This is a genomic window from Lichenibacterium ramalinae, assembly GCF_004137085.1.
Lineage (GTDB): Bacteria > Pseudomonadota > Alphaproteobacteria > Rhizobiales > Beijerinckiaceae > Lichenihabitans > Lichenihabitans ramalinae.
Genome location: NZ_QYBC01000044.1, coordinates 1 through 14,962, shown reverse-complemented (window position 1 = coordinate 14,962; position 14,962 = coordinate 1). Strand labels below are relative to the sequence as shown.

Here is a 14,962-nt window from a genome sequence, read left to right as displayed (position 1 = left end):
GATGGTAGACGACAACGGCGGCCAGATAGCCATGCCGGCGCGATGTCGGACAGTCACGGAACTCTTCGACGGTCGGGATCACGACCTCGCGAGCAAATTCGGCTGGGGTCACGGCGTCGTCTCGAGATGCTGAACCGGCTTCGGCGGCATCCAGAGACACACCACCTTGCGGACCTGGAGCACGATCCGAGACGGATCAGCGCGAGCCTCCCTCATCCACCGGAGCGCCGGGTCGTCCAGGTCATAGTGCATCTCCAACGGTCCGGGCAGGACCGCCGTGAGATCCGCGAAGCTGGCGCGGTGCTGCGCGTCCCACCAATCGTCGGGATCGATGGGGTTGCCGTCCTCCATCTCGTCGAGGATGACGCACAGGTCGACGTCACTGCCAGAATGGTGGTCGCCCCGAACCCGACTTCCAAACACGTAGACCGCCGGCACGCCCGGGGCCTCATCGGCCCACTTGGCGACGGCTTCAGCCAGGGCGGGCAGATCGGACGGGATCATGAGTGCATCGGGTGGCCGGCATCGCCGCCAATCCCCGAGCGCCCTGGTGAGCCAGCATGCCAGCGCACGGAGCGGCGATCATCGACCCTCCGCCGCTTGTGAACCTGCCCGCTTCGCTCGAGCGCCGCCAGGTACGACCGGATTGTCTCCGGGGTGGCTTTGGCCCAGGCCAGATCCACGGTGAGCAAATCGCTCGCCGTTGCCCCGCGCCGCTCACGCGCCTCCCACTGGCATAGAGCATCCAGCACAACTTCTCGGAACGGCCCAGGACGCCCAGGCACATTGGCCGGCTCTTTCGGGCGGCTATCCCGCTTGTCACCGATGCAGTCGGCTAACGCGCGACCACGGTCCAGATCTGATCTGTCCACCGGCGTCGTCGCGCAATGCTCCGCCACTTGCGTGCATAGCTCGATGAAGTACCCCTGCCCGAGCCTTTGCCTCATGAAGCATACGTCCTTGTGGAGCCACTGGACGTTGTCCTCTGTGTATCCCTCGGCGGTTCTGATGCGACCCAGGGAGGCAGTCGTCGACCGTGCCAGGGTGCCGCCCACTCCCCGCGTCCAATCGAAGAAGATCGGCAACCCTGACAGAGCGCATCGCCCACCCTGACGATCGAGGAGAGCCTGGATGAACTGGTGATCGATGTCGAACCTCAAGCGTCGCTGCGCGGCTCCGAAGGCGACAGCCCTGAAATATCGGTCTGGCACCAGCAGGGACATGTGGTCGGAGGCTGCCGCTCGATTGGGCTCCCGCACAGCATCAGCCTGGGCGCACCCACATGACGTCGATCGCCCAGCCTTGAGGCTGGAGCCACGGACCTCCCTCTCTTGCCCGCACGCGCACCGGCAACGCCACCAGTGCGCTCTCCCGCCGGCCTCACGCCGCGCCAGGTCGATCACGGTCCATCGGACGAACACTCGCCCAGCCAAATCGATGAGGGGTCGAGGCATTCCGCAACTCCGATGCGCTATCACGTAGGCCGTTGCGGAACGTTGCTCCGCCGCCTCACGGGCAGCAAGACCCGGACACGACATGGAAATGAGAGATTTTTAAAAACACCCGAAAACCGGCCTGCAGCGTCTGCGCGTGACGGCCGGCGATTAACACGGTCCCTAGACCTCCCCGGGGGTGGGGGGGCCCGAGGCCTGGCGGTGGGCGGGGGGAGGCGCGAGGGTATCGAGGCCTGGTCGACAGGGCCTGCGAGAGGGCCGCTGTGCGGGCTCGTGGCGCTGACGTGGTGCCGGATAGCTGGCAAGGCGGATGCCCGTGTGTGAGCCGCACAGAGGGGCACACGCGCAGGGAGCACGAGGCGCGCATGGTGTGGCGCGTGAGTCCGCATTCTCAGATGGATCGAGGCCAGGCATGGGAGGCGGGGGGTCGGTGGGTGCGCCGCGTGCCGCGTCGCTGATCTACGCCCTACGCGAGACCGCGGACTACCGCGCTCGGCCTGGACCACCAGGGCGGGGACCACCTCGCCCTCCATGGAAGGACTAGCGTCTTTCCCTGCCCCTTCATCTCCTCGACAGGGGGACATCCGGGCGGCCGTAACCGCCACGGTTATGATCTTGATCTGAACCCTGGCGCCGATCCGAGATCACCCCTGATCCAGGGGGAAGCACCGTCTACGGGCGCCAGCCCGCGCCGGATCCCGGCCGACCGCTACGCCGCCCTCTTGAGCACCAGCCTCGGATCCGGGCCCATGTTCTGCCCTCTGGCCCGCGCCGACCGCCACCGACGTGTCGCCTGGCGGAGCATCTTGGTGCGGACCCTCTCCGCCCTGGCGTCCTGATGATCCTTCAGCGCGCCCACCATCCCGTCGACCAGGTCCTGCCCTGCCAGCCGCTTCTTGAGCGGCGCCAGGCGCCTCTCGATCTCCGCGGCCTCCTGGGTCCGCTCTGCGCGCCTGGCCGCCTTGCGGTTCGTGGAACGTCTTGCCATGGCCTGTGCCTCCCCCTTGCCGCCCCCAGGGTGACCCGGGCTCAAAGCGGCGCTGGCGCATGATGGCTACGGCACCGCAGAAGAAGCCACCCCCGATGCAGGAGCAGGGACGTTTCGTCTCGGCGGTCGATCTGAGCTCATGGCGTCCGCTCGAAGCCGCGACCGTACCAGGCGGCGTCCGCCAGCTGCTCGATGCTGGCGGTGTCGATCGCCTCCCAACGGATGCCAGCAGCGGTGCGCCGGCTGAACTCGACGCTGGCGGCCACCGCCCGGCCTTTGTGCCCTCGGATGTCGACCGTCGCGGCGTCTGCCTCGATGCCGACCGTGTCGACCAGCGGGAAACGCGCGAACAGGTCAGGCACGATCTGGGCGGCGTTCCGATCGAAGGCGCTCCGGCCGGCCGCATCATTGAACATCCAGTGGTCGATGCGATAGCGCACGCTCAAGGTGGAGCCCTGCTGCTGGACATCGGGGAAAGCCTCACGGGGCAGGGCGGCCAGCACGAGGCGGTATGGCGTCTCGGTGGGAGCCGGCGGTGGACTGGCGGGCGCAGGATCAACCATGTCGACGGCCGGCGCGGCGGCAACAGCCTCAGGAGGCGGGGTGCGCCCCGCGGGTCGATAGGCCTGGAGACACAGGCCTGCCGCGAGGCACCCAAGCGCCACAACGGCCCTCTTGATCCTCGCCATGGGCTTCCCCGGTTCGGCGAGGATCCGCGGCTCATAGCGGCTCGGCATCGCCAGCGACGCAGGCGCACGATGCTCCTGCATCGGCACAGCAGCCAGCCCCGCTTTGGGTCGGCCTCACTGCCTCTTCGAGATCGTGAGGCTGCTACCGCCCCCGCTATGACCGTGAACGTCGCACTCCATCTCGGATCGCCCCACCCCGAAGCCGTCCGCATGGGCGTTTGGCTCATTGGCCGTGAGGGTCCTGAGGGCCTGCGCATGGCACTTCGTCAGCGTGGGCTCGAGAACCCAGGCCGGATCACCTGTCACCGCGGAGCCGGCGCGGGCGACGAAGTCGAAAAACGCCCTGTCCGGATAGAGGCCGGGGCAATGCCCGGACACGTGAGATCCGGCGGGGCTGCAATAGACCGTCAGGCGCCCCGCTATGAGCGGATGCTCGAGCACAGCGACCACGTGGGATCGCCGCACGAGGTTGAAGCCTGTCGCCGCCGTGACGCGAGCCGTGACGGCATCGAGGTCGTCGGCCTGTGCAGCGGGAGATCTGGCGATGGTCATCAGGAGGCCGTTCATAGCGGACGGATCACCCCCCAGCCTACGTGGGCGCGATCCAGGCCGGCAACCGCCTTGGTGGGCGCGGCGCGCTGGAGCCAGACCCGCCGGACCTCCGGCGAGGCATCAAGCCCCTTACGACCACCGCCCTCGCCAATTGCGACCTCGCCAGCCCGTTCCGAGGCAGGAGTTACGATCTCGTTAATACTTCGCCGTCTGCTCAATTATCTTCTTCGCCGCGCTCCCTCTATGGCGCCTTGCTTCGCGGTTTCTACAGGAGTTACATCCTTTGCATCGACGGTCGCATAGTTCGTCAGCGGAGCGGGGATCATGGCCAGCGGCAAGTTCGTCTCCTACCTCCGGGTCAGCACGAAGCGGCAGGGTGCCTCTGGTCTCGGTCTGGAGGCTCAACGGACGGCCGTGGCGGACTATCTCAACGGCGGCCACTGGACGGTCCTCCAGGAGGTCGTCGAGGTCGAGTCGGGCAAGAAGGACGACAGGCCGAAGCTGGCCGAGGCCATGGCGCTGTGCCGGGTGCATGGGGCCACCCTCGTGATCGCGAAGCTCGATCGCCTGTCGCGTGACGCCCACTTCCTGCTCGGCCTTCAAAAGGCTGGTGTGCGGTTCGTGGCGGCCGACATGCCCGAGGCGAATGAACTGACCATAGGCATCCTGGCGGTGGTGGCGCAGGCCGAGCGCAAGATGATCTCCGCTCGTACCAAGGCGGCGCTGGCCGCCGCCAAGGCCCGCGGCGTGAAGCTCGGCGGCGACCGGGGCAATCTGGCCCTGATCGGGGAGCGCGCCCGGGAGGCGGGCAGGGCGGCGCTCACGCGGATGGCCGCCTCCCGGGCCGCCGACCTGGCTCCCATCATCGCGGATCTCCGCGCGGGCGGCGCCATGAGCCTCCGCGAGCTCGCGGCCGGCCTGAATGCCCGGCAGGTTCCCACCGCCCGCGGGGGATCGTGGAGCCCCACTCAGGTTTCCAGGCTCCTGGAGCGAGTTGCCGCCTGAGACCGGGTGACGGTCGCGGCGCCTGACGGCGGGCGGGCGCTCGCATAATCCTGGATCTAGATCCGGATTGAACCTGTCGGGATCAGGCGCCGTCTCATCTTGGCCGGCATTCGAGATGCAGCGAGCCGGGGCCCTATGGCGCTCTCTCCAGGCGACCTCTCTCCGCTCCGCCTTGATCCGAGCTCGGGTCTGCTCTGCCGCGGTCCGCTCGACCGCTCCGGCTTCCCATCGTTTCACCGCCTTGGCGTCCAGGCTGCGGCTGACGCCCGAGCGCTCGCCGAGCACGGCTGTGACGGGGGCACCCGTCCGACGATCATGGGTCTGGCGATACGGTCGTCCCGGACGAGGCTTGCCGATCGCCTGAGGGCTGCTGTGCTTGGCGAGATACGTCAGACCTTCGCATTCCCACTCGTGGGTGTGGCGGTTCCATCGCCACGTCACAGATCGGGCATGAACCATCTCCGGGCGCCCCGGATACCAAGCGCGGATTGCTGCGAGGAGGTCCTCGCGCTCCTCGTCTGAGCGGACATGAACCATCAGGTGGATGTGCTCACGCCGCTCGCCCTCATAGCTTTCGCGAGCCCATGCGCAGTGCCATCCACCCCTGCTCTTGAGCCATCGCGCCATCCTGTTTCTCAGCTCGACGCGAAACCACTCCCCCAGTTCCATAGCGGGGTATGTGTCCATGCATGCGGGGTTGAAGCTGATGAACGCCTTGAGATTCTTTCCGGTCGTCCGGGCGAGACGGGCAGCCGCGACCAACTCCCGTCGATGCGCCGGATCGATCCACTTCGTCAGCCGCTTCCGTCGGCCGTCGAGCTTCGCTTCCCGACGCTTCGCCAGCCCCCGTTTCAGTCGGCTTCCCTTGGCCTCCCCAGGGTCGTCCGGAAGGTCTCCCGGGCGGGTGTGAATAACTAAAGGAGAAGGAGCGGCCGATCGGAAGGCCTCTGAGGCGGCCGAAATCCCTTGCAAGCGCAGGGCTTTGGCATCGCTGGAGCCAGCCCGGAAAGGTATTGCAGCATTTCGCGCAGTCTCGCGTGCCGAGCGGAGGGGCACGGCATCATCCTGGCGCGGTCCTTGGGCCGTTTCGTCCATGCGGCCCCCCCGGGCGCGTAACCGCCGCGGTTACGCGGCGTCGAACGGGGGGCTTGCAAATTGAGGCAGGCACAGACATTGTTTGTCAGCGCTCGCCGCGCTCGCCGATCATGCCCCCCCACAGAGAATGGTCGACGAATTTGACCCCCTCGCCAGTATCCAGCTGGCGAGGGGGTTTCCATTTGTAGCTCCTGCAATGCGTTGGGTGTCAAGTCGGGAGGGCATAGCCACATTTACACATGATCTGTGTATTTAACCGCTGCGGTTATGATCACAGCACGGGACGCAGGCGATAGCTTGTTTTCCGCCGGCGAGGCGATCGTCTCCTTCCATGGATTTTGCGAGAGGATGCTGTCGGCATAGCCCTCTTAATCGGGCGCACCTTGGGGTATTGTTCAGATCTCAATGCGTGACCTCAGTCTCGCAGCTTCGATTATGGCCACGGCGGCGAGCCTTGGGCCAGACAGGACGGTGCCGCCATGTCTACGCAGACCTCCGAACTCATCCTGCGGCTCCGGGATGGCGTCACCGGGCCGGCAAAGGTGGCGTCCGCCGCCATCGAGCGCCTGAACAAGGCGGTGGCGTCCTCGGTCGGCAACCGATCGGGTCTCGGTATGGGGGCGGCATCCGCCGCCATGAAGCGCCAGGCCGAGGACATCGCGCGATCGGTGCGGACGGTCGAGCACAGCGCTCACGCCATGGGGGCGGCCCTGGCGGGCCTCGGCATCGGTCATGGCTTTGGCGAGTTCATTAAGGCCGGGGCGGATTACCGCAAGGAGCTCATCGCCCTCCAGAACAGCGGCAAGACCAGCGACGAGATCGCCAGGAGCATGAAGGCGGCGGCCAACATCGCCACCGCCCTCCCGACGCAGACGTTCGCCGACTCGATCAAGATCATCAACGAGACCACGGCCGCCTACGGCGACCTGGGTCACGCCCTCGAAAACCTGGAGTTCAATTCCAAGTTCGAGAGCAACATGAAGTCGGCGCTCGGGGCCCACGCGGGCCCCCACATGCTCAACGAGATGGTCCGGGCGCTGGAGATCCGCGGGACGGCCTTCAACCCGCACACCTACCAGGAGGAAGCCGCCGCGCTGGGCAAGGCCTTCGCGTTCACGCGGGGCAACGTGAACCCCCAGGAGTTCCTCAACTTCGCCCAGATGGCCAACCCGGCCCTGAAAAACTACTCCAAGGAGTATCTGACCGAGATCGTCCCGACGCTCATCCAGACATTCGGTGGCCACCAGGCGGGCACCATGTCGGCGGGCCTGGCCCGCGTGTTCCAGGGCAACCTCTCCAGCAAGAGCCAGGCGGCCGAGTGGGTGAAATACGGCTTCGTGCCGGCCAAGGCGGTCCAGGACAACAAGGGCCAGGCGCCGGGCTGGAAGGCCGGCCAGCTGAGCAATTACAGCCTGGCGATGAAGGACCCCCTGGCCTACGTCCAGTGGCAGGTCGAGCAGCTGACCGCCAAGGGCGTCGACACCAGCACGCGCGAGAAGCTCGGCGCCGCCCTGGCCAACCTCTACCGCAAGGGCGTGGCGCAGAAGCTCGCCGACGAGCTCGGCCAGCGCGCGTCAGCGGCGGCCCTCCGGAAGGATCAGCGGCTGATCCGCGGCTCGGCCACGATGGACGAGCAATACGAGAACAACCGGGACGACATCTACAAGGCCAAAGATGCCGTGAGGGCCGCGTTCGAGAACCTCATGGCCTCGATGTCGGGCCCGCTCATCACCTCAGCGGCGCACGGCCTCTGGTCGCTCGCCAAGGGCGTCCAGGGCCTGGCCGGGATCCTGGCCAGCCATCCTCTGCTCGGCAAGGGGGCCGGGGTCGGCGTCAGCCTGGGGGCGGCGGCCGCGGGCGTGGCCGTCCTGCGATCCGGCTTCGTGATGCTCGGGCTCACCGGGATCCGGCCGATTGCGGCGATCCGGACCGCGCTGATCTCGGTGCGCGTCGCGGCCATCACATCGGCCACCTGGATGGGCCGGAGCTTTCTGACTCTGTTGAATCCGCTCAACCTGGTGCGTGGTGCGGTCCTCGGCGTTGGCATGATGATCCGCGGGGTCGCGGCGGCCACGGGCATCGGCGCCCTGGCGGCCGCGGGCGCGATAATCTACGAAAACTGGGACAACATCCGGGTCGCGGTCGAGGCGTTCCGCGGCGCGTTCATGCGCGCGATCGAGCCGGTGCGCCCCGTGCTCCAGCCGATCATCACCGACCTGTCCACGCTCTGGGAGACGATCGTCGGCCTCGTCCACCCGACGGGCGACATGGGCGACGAGTGGGCCAAGGTCGGCATCAACCTCGGCAAGGTGCTCGGCCAGGATCTCGTGCCCTGGGCGCAGTCGATCCGCAACGCCTACGAGGAGGTCAAGAGCCTCGGGACTCACTGGGGCGAGGTGGTCACCATCATCACCTCGGACGACGCGATCGGGCGGGCGGTCACAGCCCTGGCGCCGAAGTTCAATGCCATGGTGGCCGACGCGGGCCGGGCCATCCGCGACTTCGATTGGGGCGCCGCCTGGATGTCGATCCGGGAGAAGGCCGACCCCGTCCTGACGGAGTTCTTCACCGGGTGGGTGGCCTACGCCAAGAAGGGAGCCGACGCCTTGCTCTCCTACGATTGGGCGGGTCTCGGGACGTCGATCGTCCAGGCCATCATCGCGGGGATTCAGAACATGGGCTCCGCCCTGGGCGACAAGCTCAAGAGCTTGGTCCCCTTCAGCGGATCGTTCCTACATGGCGGCGCTGGTGATGACATGCTGATGGACGGCGCGGGCGCGAGCGGCGCCGGGGGCGGAGGCCGGATGGCCCGCACACCCGGCAACCCGGGCGAGGTCGGCTGGTGGACGAAGGTGCGCCAGGACCATGCCGTGGACGTCCTGACCAAGGAGGGAGTCTCGCCACTCGGCGCCGAGGCGCTGATCTCGCGCTGGAAGAACGTCGAGGCGCCCGGGGGACCCTCGACCGTGAACAGCATCGGCGCGCAGGGCATTGCTCAATGGCTGGGCGCTCGCAAGAACGGCGTAGCGCTTGGCGACTTCGACGGCCAGCTGAAGCATGCCGCGCATGAGCTCCACACCAGCCACCAGCGCGCGCTTGGCCTGCTCAACTCCGGCTCGGCGGCGGGCGCGGCCACAGGGGCGTCCGACTTCGAGCGAGCCGAGGGCTACAACGCGCGTACCGGGACGGACAATTTCACCCGGCGGACCTTGTCCGGCATGCGAAGACCCTATGGACGCGAGCCGGCCAAGGCGGGCGACACGATCATGGAGCACGAGGGGCGCGCGCGCGATGGCGCGAAGGTTGCCGACGCCCGGGGTGGCCGCGGTGCGGGGCCGGTCCACATCGAGAACCATTTTCACGACGTCGGCCACAAGGACGAGCGCCAGCTGGCGGGCTACGTCGCGGACACCTTCCATCAGCACGCGCACGCGAGCGCGGCTGGCAACTTCGCGGATGTGGACTGATGCCCCAAGAAGTGCCCATAGGCGGGATAGTTTGATGCCGGCCAGGTCGGTAAGGGCCAGGCCTCAAATACCCGCCCATGAGCCCCGCAGCGATGGCATAGGCCACTCTGCGCATGATCCAACCGGTATCACCGATTTTGCAGATCGTCTGGCATAAGGTGGCTCCCGCACTTCGGGCACCTCAGCTTCATCTCCTCGAACACCTTGGTCCAGTTTGCAGAGGGCGAGACGGTGAACCCCGAGCCCTCGAGGTCGACTGGTTCGTAGCTTTCCCACGGTCGAGAGAACGGAGCATCGTTCTCGCTCATCCGGATTGCGTCGACATGCCCGCATGGGCAGTCGACCCGATAGCTTGTCTTCATCGTCATGGCGCCGCTCACCCTTTTGGCGGCACACCAACGCCAGCACCGGAGCTTGGGTGCAGCTCGCCCTTGTTCGGCGACTCGTCGTCGCCCTAGACTCGTGTCTCCTCCTACCGAGCGCCCTGCCCCGTGCCGATCCGGCCTCACCACCGCTGGCTCTACCCAATCGACTGGCGCGAGCTGTCGGCCTCGATCCGGTTCCGCCGCGCGGGCGGACGGTGCGAGGCCTGCGGCCGGCCGCATGGGCGCCTGGTGGTGCACCTCGGGGACGGCCGGTGGTGGGATGCCGAGCGCCACGCTTGGTGGTCCGGCAAGGGGCGCGTCCTACGCCACGGGCCAACACCGGAGGGCCACGGTCCGCCCGGGCGCACCACGCGCGTCGTGCTGGCGACGGCGCACGGCGACCACGATCCGACCAACAACAACTCCTCGAACCTCGCGGCCCTATGCCAGCGGTGCCACATCCTGCACGACAAAGCCGAGCACCTCCGGCGCAGGCGCCTGACTTACCTCGCCCGGCGCGCGATCGGAGACCTGTTCACGGGGCCGTATGGGCACTGAAGCCGTCGGGTAGCGGCCCGTCAGGCTAGGCCAGTGCGCAACGCATCCGCGAGGTGGTTCAAGGAGGCTGCTGAGCGAACTCGCGCGCTAGTTTGACATTCACCAGATCAACGTATGATAGGTGCAAGTGGCCGTGCGGCGCCGCAGGTGAGGTGACGTCCATGGACAACGTGCTGATCCGGAAGTTCGAGCGCCTGTCCCCGCTGGACTTGGAGGACAAAGCCCTCCTCGAGCTCGCGACTGACCGGCCGTACGCGGTCGGTCCGCATCAGGACATCATCAGGGAAGGCGAGGCTCCCGACGACGTGCACCTGATCGTCTCGGGCATGGCCTGTCGTCAGAAGATCACGGCGAGAGGTGGCCAGCAGATCATCGCCTACCTGCTCCCGGGTGACTTCTGCGACCTCAACGTCTTCATCCTCGACCAGATGGACCACACGATCACGACACTCTCGGAATGCCTGGTGGTGGACATCCCGCGTGACACCATCCTGCGCTTGACCGAACGGCCGGCCGTCGCCCGCGCGCTCTGGTGGGCCACTCTGGTCGATGAGGGCACGCTCCGCGAGGCGCTCGTCAACATCGGGCAAAGACGGGCCGAGGAGCGTATGGCGCACTTTCTGTGCGAGATGATGGCGCGCCTCGACGCTGTGGGGCTGGTCGTCGACAACAGCTTCGACCTCCCCATCACTCAGCAGGACCTCGCCAACACACTCGGGCTCTCCACCGTGCACATCAACCGCATCGTGCAGAGGCTGCGGAGCAGGAACTTAGTCGCTATCAGGCGTAGAAGCGTGACGATCCTCGATCCCGCGGCACTGAAGGCTTTCTGCGAGTTCAACCCGAACTACCTTCACCTCGGGCCTCACCAGGCAAAGGCCGAACCTTCTCGTCGAAGTGATCCAACGCGCAGACGATAGGCGTCGGTAGCGCGGCGAGATGGATCATTCTGCCGAGCGCCGAGGATTTCGTAACCCCCGTGAGGCGGGAGCGTCGAGTCCGAGGATCACGACCGTGCAAAGCAGCATGCCGCCCTCGTCGGACACCTCGATGCGGAAGGTGTCGCCTTTCCACACTTCGTCTGGACTGTCTCGCACTAATTCGCCTGCGTAGCGGACAGCTTCCATTCGAGCCGTCGTCAGATCGGGGTATTCTGTCCCCTCGTTGTCGGGGTCGAATGCGCCGTCGGTGTGATGGAAGAAGAAGCGCGGCACGAAAGCTCTCCGATGATCGGAAGAGCGCATATAGCTCTCAATCGCCGGGGTCCGATGATCGAACCGGCGATGATCTCATGGTAGGAACGCTGAAAAGCGCGAGCAATCACATAGGTTGGGTGTGACGACTACCCCTAGCGGTCTCTCTCATTGCAGGGAGGTCTGATGACGGATGATGAACCCACCCGGCTCCTGCGCGGGCTGCTGGCGGTCGTCACGGACCTCGACGCCCTGCCTCATGCGGGGCCGGTGGGGCGCGTGATGTTGGCCGCGGCCGTCGCCGGCAGGGGTTGTTCCGATGACGCTTTCGCCTTGGCGGCCTCGATGTCGGGCGAGGCTGTGCGGGAGGTGATCCCCACGATGCTCGACCGCTGCCTGCACGTCCCGGCCTTGCTCACAGCCAAGGTGAACCGGCACCCGCTCGGGATCACCTATAGCGGCATCCGCCTCCCCGGTGAGGCGACGCGGCGGCTGCGGAAGGCGCGCGATGATCTCACCCGGGCCTGACACGACCTCGGGGCCTGGGGGAGGCCAGAACGGACGCGGCCTCCCCCGACCCTCGACCGCGGAGATCCGAGCGGCCGACGGGCGCACCATGGCACCGAGATGGTTGACGGTGGGTTCACGCCAGCCCTGCCCGAGCGTCACCTAGCCCATCGCTCTCTCTCCCCCGAATTCCTTTCTCTCGTGCCGCTGGCGCAGGTCGAGCAGCACTATGGAAATGAAGGTTGGTGGTCGCCATCACGATTTTGCATCCTCCTTCCTGCCGTGCGACCCGGGCGCGGGTCCGGACCCACAACGCCAGCTCGCGCCCGGCGATCGTGACGAGGTTCGGCAGGCTCCGGGCGTAGGACAGCCGGCGTTCCTCGACCCGCACCAGCCCGAGCCGGCGAGCTTCCCGCAGGGCGTTGCGGACAGTGGTGGCACAGACCCCCGCCCTGCCTGCGATGGCGCCGATCGGCAGCCCGCAGCGGCCAGCCTTCGCGGCCTCGGCGATGATGACGGCGAGTGCCGCCGCCTCGCCCATGGTGAAACGGGCCGCGATGGCCGGCGGGAGCCATCCCGAGGCTGTCCAGGACCGGCGGCGCTCCAGGCTGGCCGACGTGCGGGGGCGAGATCCGACGCGCCGTGGCGCCCGGGCGAGCTGCTCCGAGCATGCCCGGCGTGCGGCGATCAGCTCGCACAGCACTCCGGTCTCTTCGTCATCGAGCACGCCGGCGCCATAGGCCTGCCACACGCCCTTCGACAGTGCGTCGAGCCCCGTTAACGGCGCCGCCATCACGGCGCGCCGGCACTCTTCCACGAACATCCTCTGCCCCTCGTCGGGGCCGTTTTCGGGGCGAACGAAGGCGGCCGGGAAAACGACGGTTCCCCCGTTGACACCAAGGGGGTGTCTGACCCATCTTCGCGGTGCGTTTAGCGAAGCGGTCCTACCGTTTTCAGAGGCCTCACCCCTTGCCGGGGGTGGGGCCTCTCTCGTTTCAGCGTCCTAGTCGGCCATCAGTCCTCGCATCACGCTCGACCCGTGAGTCGCGCGACTTCGCATCGAGCCCGCGCAATGCCGGCCCGTCAAGCCGGGACTGTCCGACGCTACTCGTTAACGACTCGCTAACCATCCGCCTCATAGGGTGCCCCGATACGGGCCATCATGGCCCTCGCCACCTCCCCTACGATGGCCGCCCCGATGCTGGACACGAAGGCCACCACGACGGCCCACACCCTGTGGCTCACATATACGGAGCTGGCGGACCGCCTTGGCATCACCGGCGACAGCGCCCGAAACCTCGTGCGTCGGCGCCAGTGGGTGAGGAAGCCCGGCAATGACGGGAGTATGCGCATCGGGGTGCCGAAGGAATATCTCGACGAAAGGGACATGGAGGAGGCCCTCCCCTCCCCTACTGAGCCCCCTATCGACCCCCCTATCGTTGCCACCATTATCCCCCCTATCGAGGTGGACACCGAGGGGGCCACGGTGGCCGCCCTTGAGGCCCACATCGAAACGCTCAAGGAGATCGTCGATCGGGAGCGGGGCAGGGGAGACATCGAACGTGATCGAGCCGACGCTGAACGCGCGCGCGCTGAGGCCGAGCGGGCCCGGGCTGATGAACTCGCGGCGAAGATTGAGCAGCTACGTCACGACGCCGTCACAGCCGGCATGCAGGGCGCCGCCCACGTTGCCAAGGTCGAGGCTGACATCGCCGAGCTGCGCGCCCTCGTCGACACTATGAAGGCCGGGCCCGGGCCGCGGCCCTGGTGGAAGAGGTTGGTCGGATGAGCAAGGCGCTTTTGACCTCCGCCGAGCGGCTGGTGCGGCGCATGGAATTCGTGCCCAGCGCACCTCATGCAGGCATGGCTCGTTATGCCCCCTTCAAGCCGTTCCGGCCCGACATCGCCGAAGCCATCGCGCGCGGCGAATACGCTTTTCAGCAGCTGACGAGCAAGAGGCACACGTATCGCCACCGAGCGATCCTGATGCAGGTCCAGCGAGGGACCCGGACCCGACGGCCCTGAAACGCAGGTCAGTGCTGTTGACCGAAGATCAGCCAGTTGGCGCCGTAACCGAGGCGGCTGAATTCTCTACGCCAGGCGTGCATCGCGTCTGAAAGGATGTCGCTCACGTCCTGCTCTGTCCCGTCTACCTTTCGGATCACGAGGGCCAGGTAGCGGGTGGGCGGCCCACCAATGAAGCTGTGATCGAGGAAAAAGCCGGCGCGGGTGACCGCGGCTGGTCGTTCGCCCGAGATGTGGTCCTTGCGTCTGAGATTGCCGTGCTTGTGGCTGTCGCAGGCGTCACGGATGATCGCGATCGCAGGTTCCTTCAGGCCTAGACGATTGCGGAAGGCGCTCACCTCCCCGGGCCGTCCCTGCGCTATCCACACGATGTCAGCGAGGGCATCGATCTGCGCGATGGAGTTGGCCGCCAAGTGCGTGACGGTGTTGTTCACCCTCCATAGCTCCACAGCGGGCTCGACGTACTCTTTCCGGAACTCGTCTGGCGTCACCGTTTTGCCCTTCCCAATCAGCAGTTGCTAGGAGCCGGTCGACCTCTTTTAACCTCGTCGGAAGCAGGCATCAGCGCGGCGTCACCTGCCTTGGCCTAGGGCGTGAAACTGCACTCGGAAAGCAGGTCCGGGTAGAGGGCCAGAAAGGCCGAAAGCGTCCTTCGGATGGCTTGATAGAGATCAAGCCGGGCGTCGCCTATAATGACCTCGCGACCACCACCAGGATCCACGAGCAAACCGGGCGCTACCTCCAGCGAACCGGCTGTTCCAGGTGGGCGTACCTTGTCTGTCCCGGCGGTGAAAGGCACAGCGTGCGGTTGCCGTGTGGTCGCGTGTTTGGTCCCATTGCAGACCCCACGGACCACATCGAAGCCACCGAACGGAGTCCGGTCTCTCACCGCCGCGTCGACCTGCTCGGCAGCGGTTCGGATCGCGTGCTGGTCAGTCCTCGAAACCCCTGTGAGCACTGCCGTAGCTTCCGCGAGGTGATCGCGTAGATGGTAGACGACAACGGCGGCCAGATAGCCATGCCGGCGCGATGTCGGACAGTCACGGAACTCTTCGACGGTCGGG

General features: G+C 66.7%; 15 protein-coding genes. 7 read left to right on the top strand and 8 right to left on the bottom strand.

The features are described 5' to 3' along the window. Positions 1 to 108 precede the first annotated feature (108 nt). The 4 genes from D3272_RS26540 to D3272_RS26525 form a co-directional block, all read right to left on the bottom strand. Positions 109 to 504: a nucleotidyltransferase domain-containing protein gene (locus tag D3272_RS26540; protein WP_129222245.1), complete on the bottom strand. Its 396-nt coding sequence runs from the start codon at positions 502 to 504 to the stop codon at positions 109 to 111. Beyond that, positions 501 to 1,160, bottom strand: coding sequence for a hypothetical protein (locus tag D3272_RS26535; protein ID WP_129222244.1), 660 nt, complete (start codon positions 1,158 to 1,160; stop codon positions 501 to 503). Before D3272_RS26535 ends, D3272_RS26540 begins: the two co-directional genes overlap by 4 nt. Positions 1,161 to 2,579: 1,419 nt before the next feature. After that, positions 2,580 to 3,131, bottom strand: a complete 552-nt coding sequence (locus D3272_RS26530) for a hypothetical protein (RefSeq protein ID WP_129222243.1) — start codon at positions 3,129 to 3,131, stop codon at positions 2,580 to 2,582. A 114-nt stretch (positions 3,132 to 3,245) separates the two neighbouring features. Continuing rightward, on the bottom strand, positions 3,246 to 3,698 hold the full coding sequence (locus tag D3272_RS26525; RefSeq protein WP_165361551.1) for a hypothetical protein: 453 nt from the start codon (positions 3,696 to 3,698) through the stop codon (positions 3,246 to 3,248). 309 nt (positions 3,699 to 4,007) lie between these two features. Here D3272_RS26525 and D3272_RS26520 point away from each other — a divergent pair, with 309 nt between their 5' ends. The 4 genes from D3272_RS26520 to D3272_RS26505 all read left to right on the top strand — a co-directional run bounded on the left by D3272_RS26520 (position 4,008) and on the right by D3272_RS26505 (position 11,093). Continuing rightward, positions 4,008 to 4,688, top strand: coding sequence for a recombinase family protein (locus D3272_RS26520; protein WP_129222241.1), 681 nt, complete (start codon positions 4,008 to 4,010; stop codon positions 4,686 to 4,688). A gap of 1,574 nt (positions 4,689 to 6,262) precedes the next feature. Beyond that, complete coding sequence (locus tag D3272_RS26515; RefSeq protein WP_129222240.1) at positions 6,263 to 9,250, top strand: hypothetical protein; 2,988 nt, start codon at positions 6,263 to 6,265, stop codon at positions 9,248 to 9,250. Between the two features lie 491 nt (positions 9,251 to 9,741). Then, on the top strand, positions 9,742 to 10,173 hold the full coding sequence (locus D3272_RS26510) for a hypothetical protein (protein ID WP_129222239.1): 432 nt from the start codon (positions 9,742 to 9,744) through the stop codon (positions 10,171 to 10,173). Positions 10,174 to 10,334: 161 nt separating this feature from the next. Next, positions 10,335 to 11,093, top strand: a complete 759-nt coding sequence (locus tag D3272_RS26505) for a Crp/Fnr family transcriptional regulator (RefSeq protein ID WP_129222238.1) — start codon at positions 10,335 to 10,337, stop codon at positions 11,091 to 11,093. Positions 11,094 to 11,117: 24 nt separating this feature from the next. Here D3272_RS26505 and D3272_RS26500 read toward each other — a convergent pair whose 3' ends face one another. Beyond that, entirely contained in the window at positions 11,118 to 11,387 is a 270-nt protein-coding gene (locus D3272_RS26500; RefSeq protein WP_129222237.1) for a DUF6894 family protein, read from the bottom strand. 165 nt (positions 11,388 to 11,552) lie between these two features. Here D3272_RS26500 and D3272_RS26495 point away from each other — a divergent pair, with 165 nt between their 5' ends. Then, positions 11,553 to 11,894 carry a hypothetical protein gene (locus D3272_RS26495; protein WP_129222236.1) on the top strand — a complete coding sequence of 114 codons (342 nt, stop codon included), beginning with the start codon at positions 11,553 to 11,555 and terminating at the stop codon, positions 11,892 to 11,894. A gap of 115 nt (positions 11,895 to 12,009) precedes the next feature. Here D3272_RS26495 and D3272_RS26490 read toward each other — a convergent pair whose 3' ends face one another. Next, positions 12,010 to 12,696, bottom strand: a complete 687-nt coding sequence (locus tag D3272_RS26490) for a transcriptional regulator (protein WP_129222235.1) — start codon at positions 12,694 to 12,696, stop codon at positions 12,010 to 12,012. Between the two features lie 375 nt (positions 12,697 to 13,071). Here D3272_RS26490 and D3272_RS26485 point away from each other — a divergent pair, with 375 nt between their 5' ends. Both D3272_RS26485 and D3272_RS26480 read left to right on the top strand, forming a co-directional pair. Next, positions 13,072 to 13,662, top strand: a complete 591-nt coding sequence (locus tag D3272_RS26485) for a hypothetical protein (RefSeq protein ID WP_129222234.1) — start codon at positions 13,072 to 13,074, stop codon at positions 13,660 to 13,662. Next, entirely contained in the window at positions 13,659 to 13,898 is a 240-nt protein-coding gene (locus tag D3272_RS26480; protein ID WP_129222233.1) for a hypothetical protein, read from the top strand. The genes D3272_RS26485 and D3272_RS26480 overlap by 4 nt, the downstream gene beginning before the upstream one ends. An 8-nt stretch (positions 13,899 to 13,906) precedes the next feature. Here the strand turns inward: D3272_RS26480 and D3272_RS26475 are convergent, their stop codons facing one another. Continuing rightward, the gene (locus D3272_RS26475) at positions 13,907 to 14,332 is read right to left on the bottom strand and encodes a hypothetical protein (protein ID WP_129222232.1); all 426 of its coding nucleotides are present in this window, start codon (positions 14,330 to 14,332) and stop codon (positions 13,907 to 13,909) included. 152 nt (positions 14,333 to 14,484) lie between these two features. Further along, a partial coding sequence (locus D3272_RS27780; protein WP_207210328.1) for a hypothetical protein occupies positions 14,485 to 14,962 on the bottom strand: 478 nt, incomplete at its 5' end.

Excerpts from the sequence above, each read along its gene's own strand:
- D3272_RS26540 (WP_129222245.1), bottom strand. The coding sequence starts at position 504 with ATGATCCCGTCCGATCTGCCCGCCCTGGCTGAAGCCGTCGCCAAGTGG.
- D3272_RS26515 (WP_129222240.1), top strand. The coding sequence starts at position 6,263 with ATGTCTACGCAGACCTCCGAACTCATCCTGCGGCTCCGGGATGGCGTC.
- D3272_RS26505 (WP_129222238.1), top strand. The coding sequence starts at position 10,335 with ATGGACAACGTGCTGATCCGGAAGTTCGAGCGCCTGTCCCCGCTGGAC.
- D3272_RS26480 (WP_129222233.1), top strand. The coding sequence starts at position 13,659 with ATGAGCAAGGCGCTTTTGACCTCCGCCGAGCGGCTGGTGCGGCGCATG.
- D3272_RS26485 (WP_129222234.1), top strand. The coding sequence starts at position 13,072 with ATGCTGGACACGAAGGCCACCACGACGGCCCACACCCTGTGGCTCACA.
- D3272_RS26530 (WP_129222243.1), bottom strand. The coding sequence starts at position 3,131 with ATGGCGAGGATCAAGAGGGCCGTTGTGGCGCTTGGGTGCCTCGCGGCA.
- D3272_RS26525 (WP_165361551.1), bottom strand. The coding sequence starts at position 3,698 with ATGAACGGCCTCCTGATGACCATCGCCAGATCTCCCGCTGCACAGGCC.
- D3272_RS26495 (WP_129222236.1), top strand. The coding sequence starts at position 11,553 with ATGACGGATGATGAACCCACCCGGCTCCTGCGCGGGCTGCTGGCGGTC.
- D3272_RS26490 (WP_129222235.1), bottom strand. The coding sequence starts at position 12,696 with ATGTTCGTGGAAGAGTGCCGGCGCGCCGTGATGGCGGCGCCGTTAACG.
- D3272_RS26520 (WP_129222241.1), top strand. The coding sequence starts at position 4,008 with ATGGCCAGCGGCAAGTTCGTCTCCTACCTCCGGGTCAGCACGAAGCGG.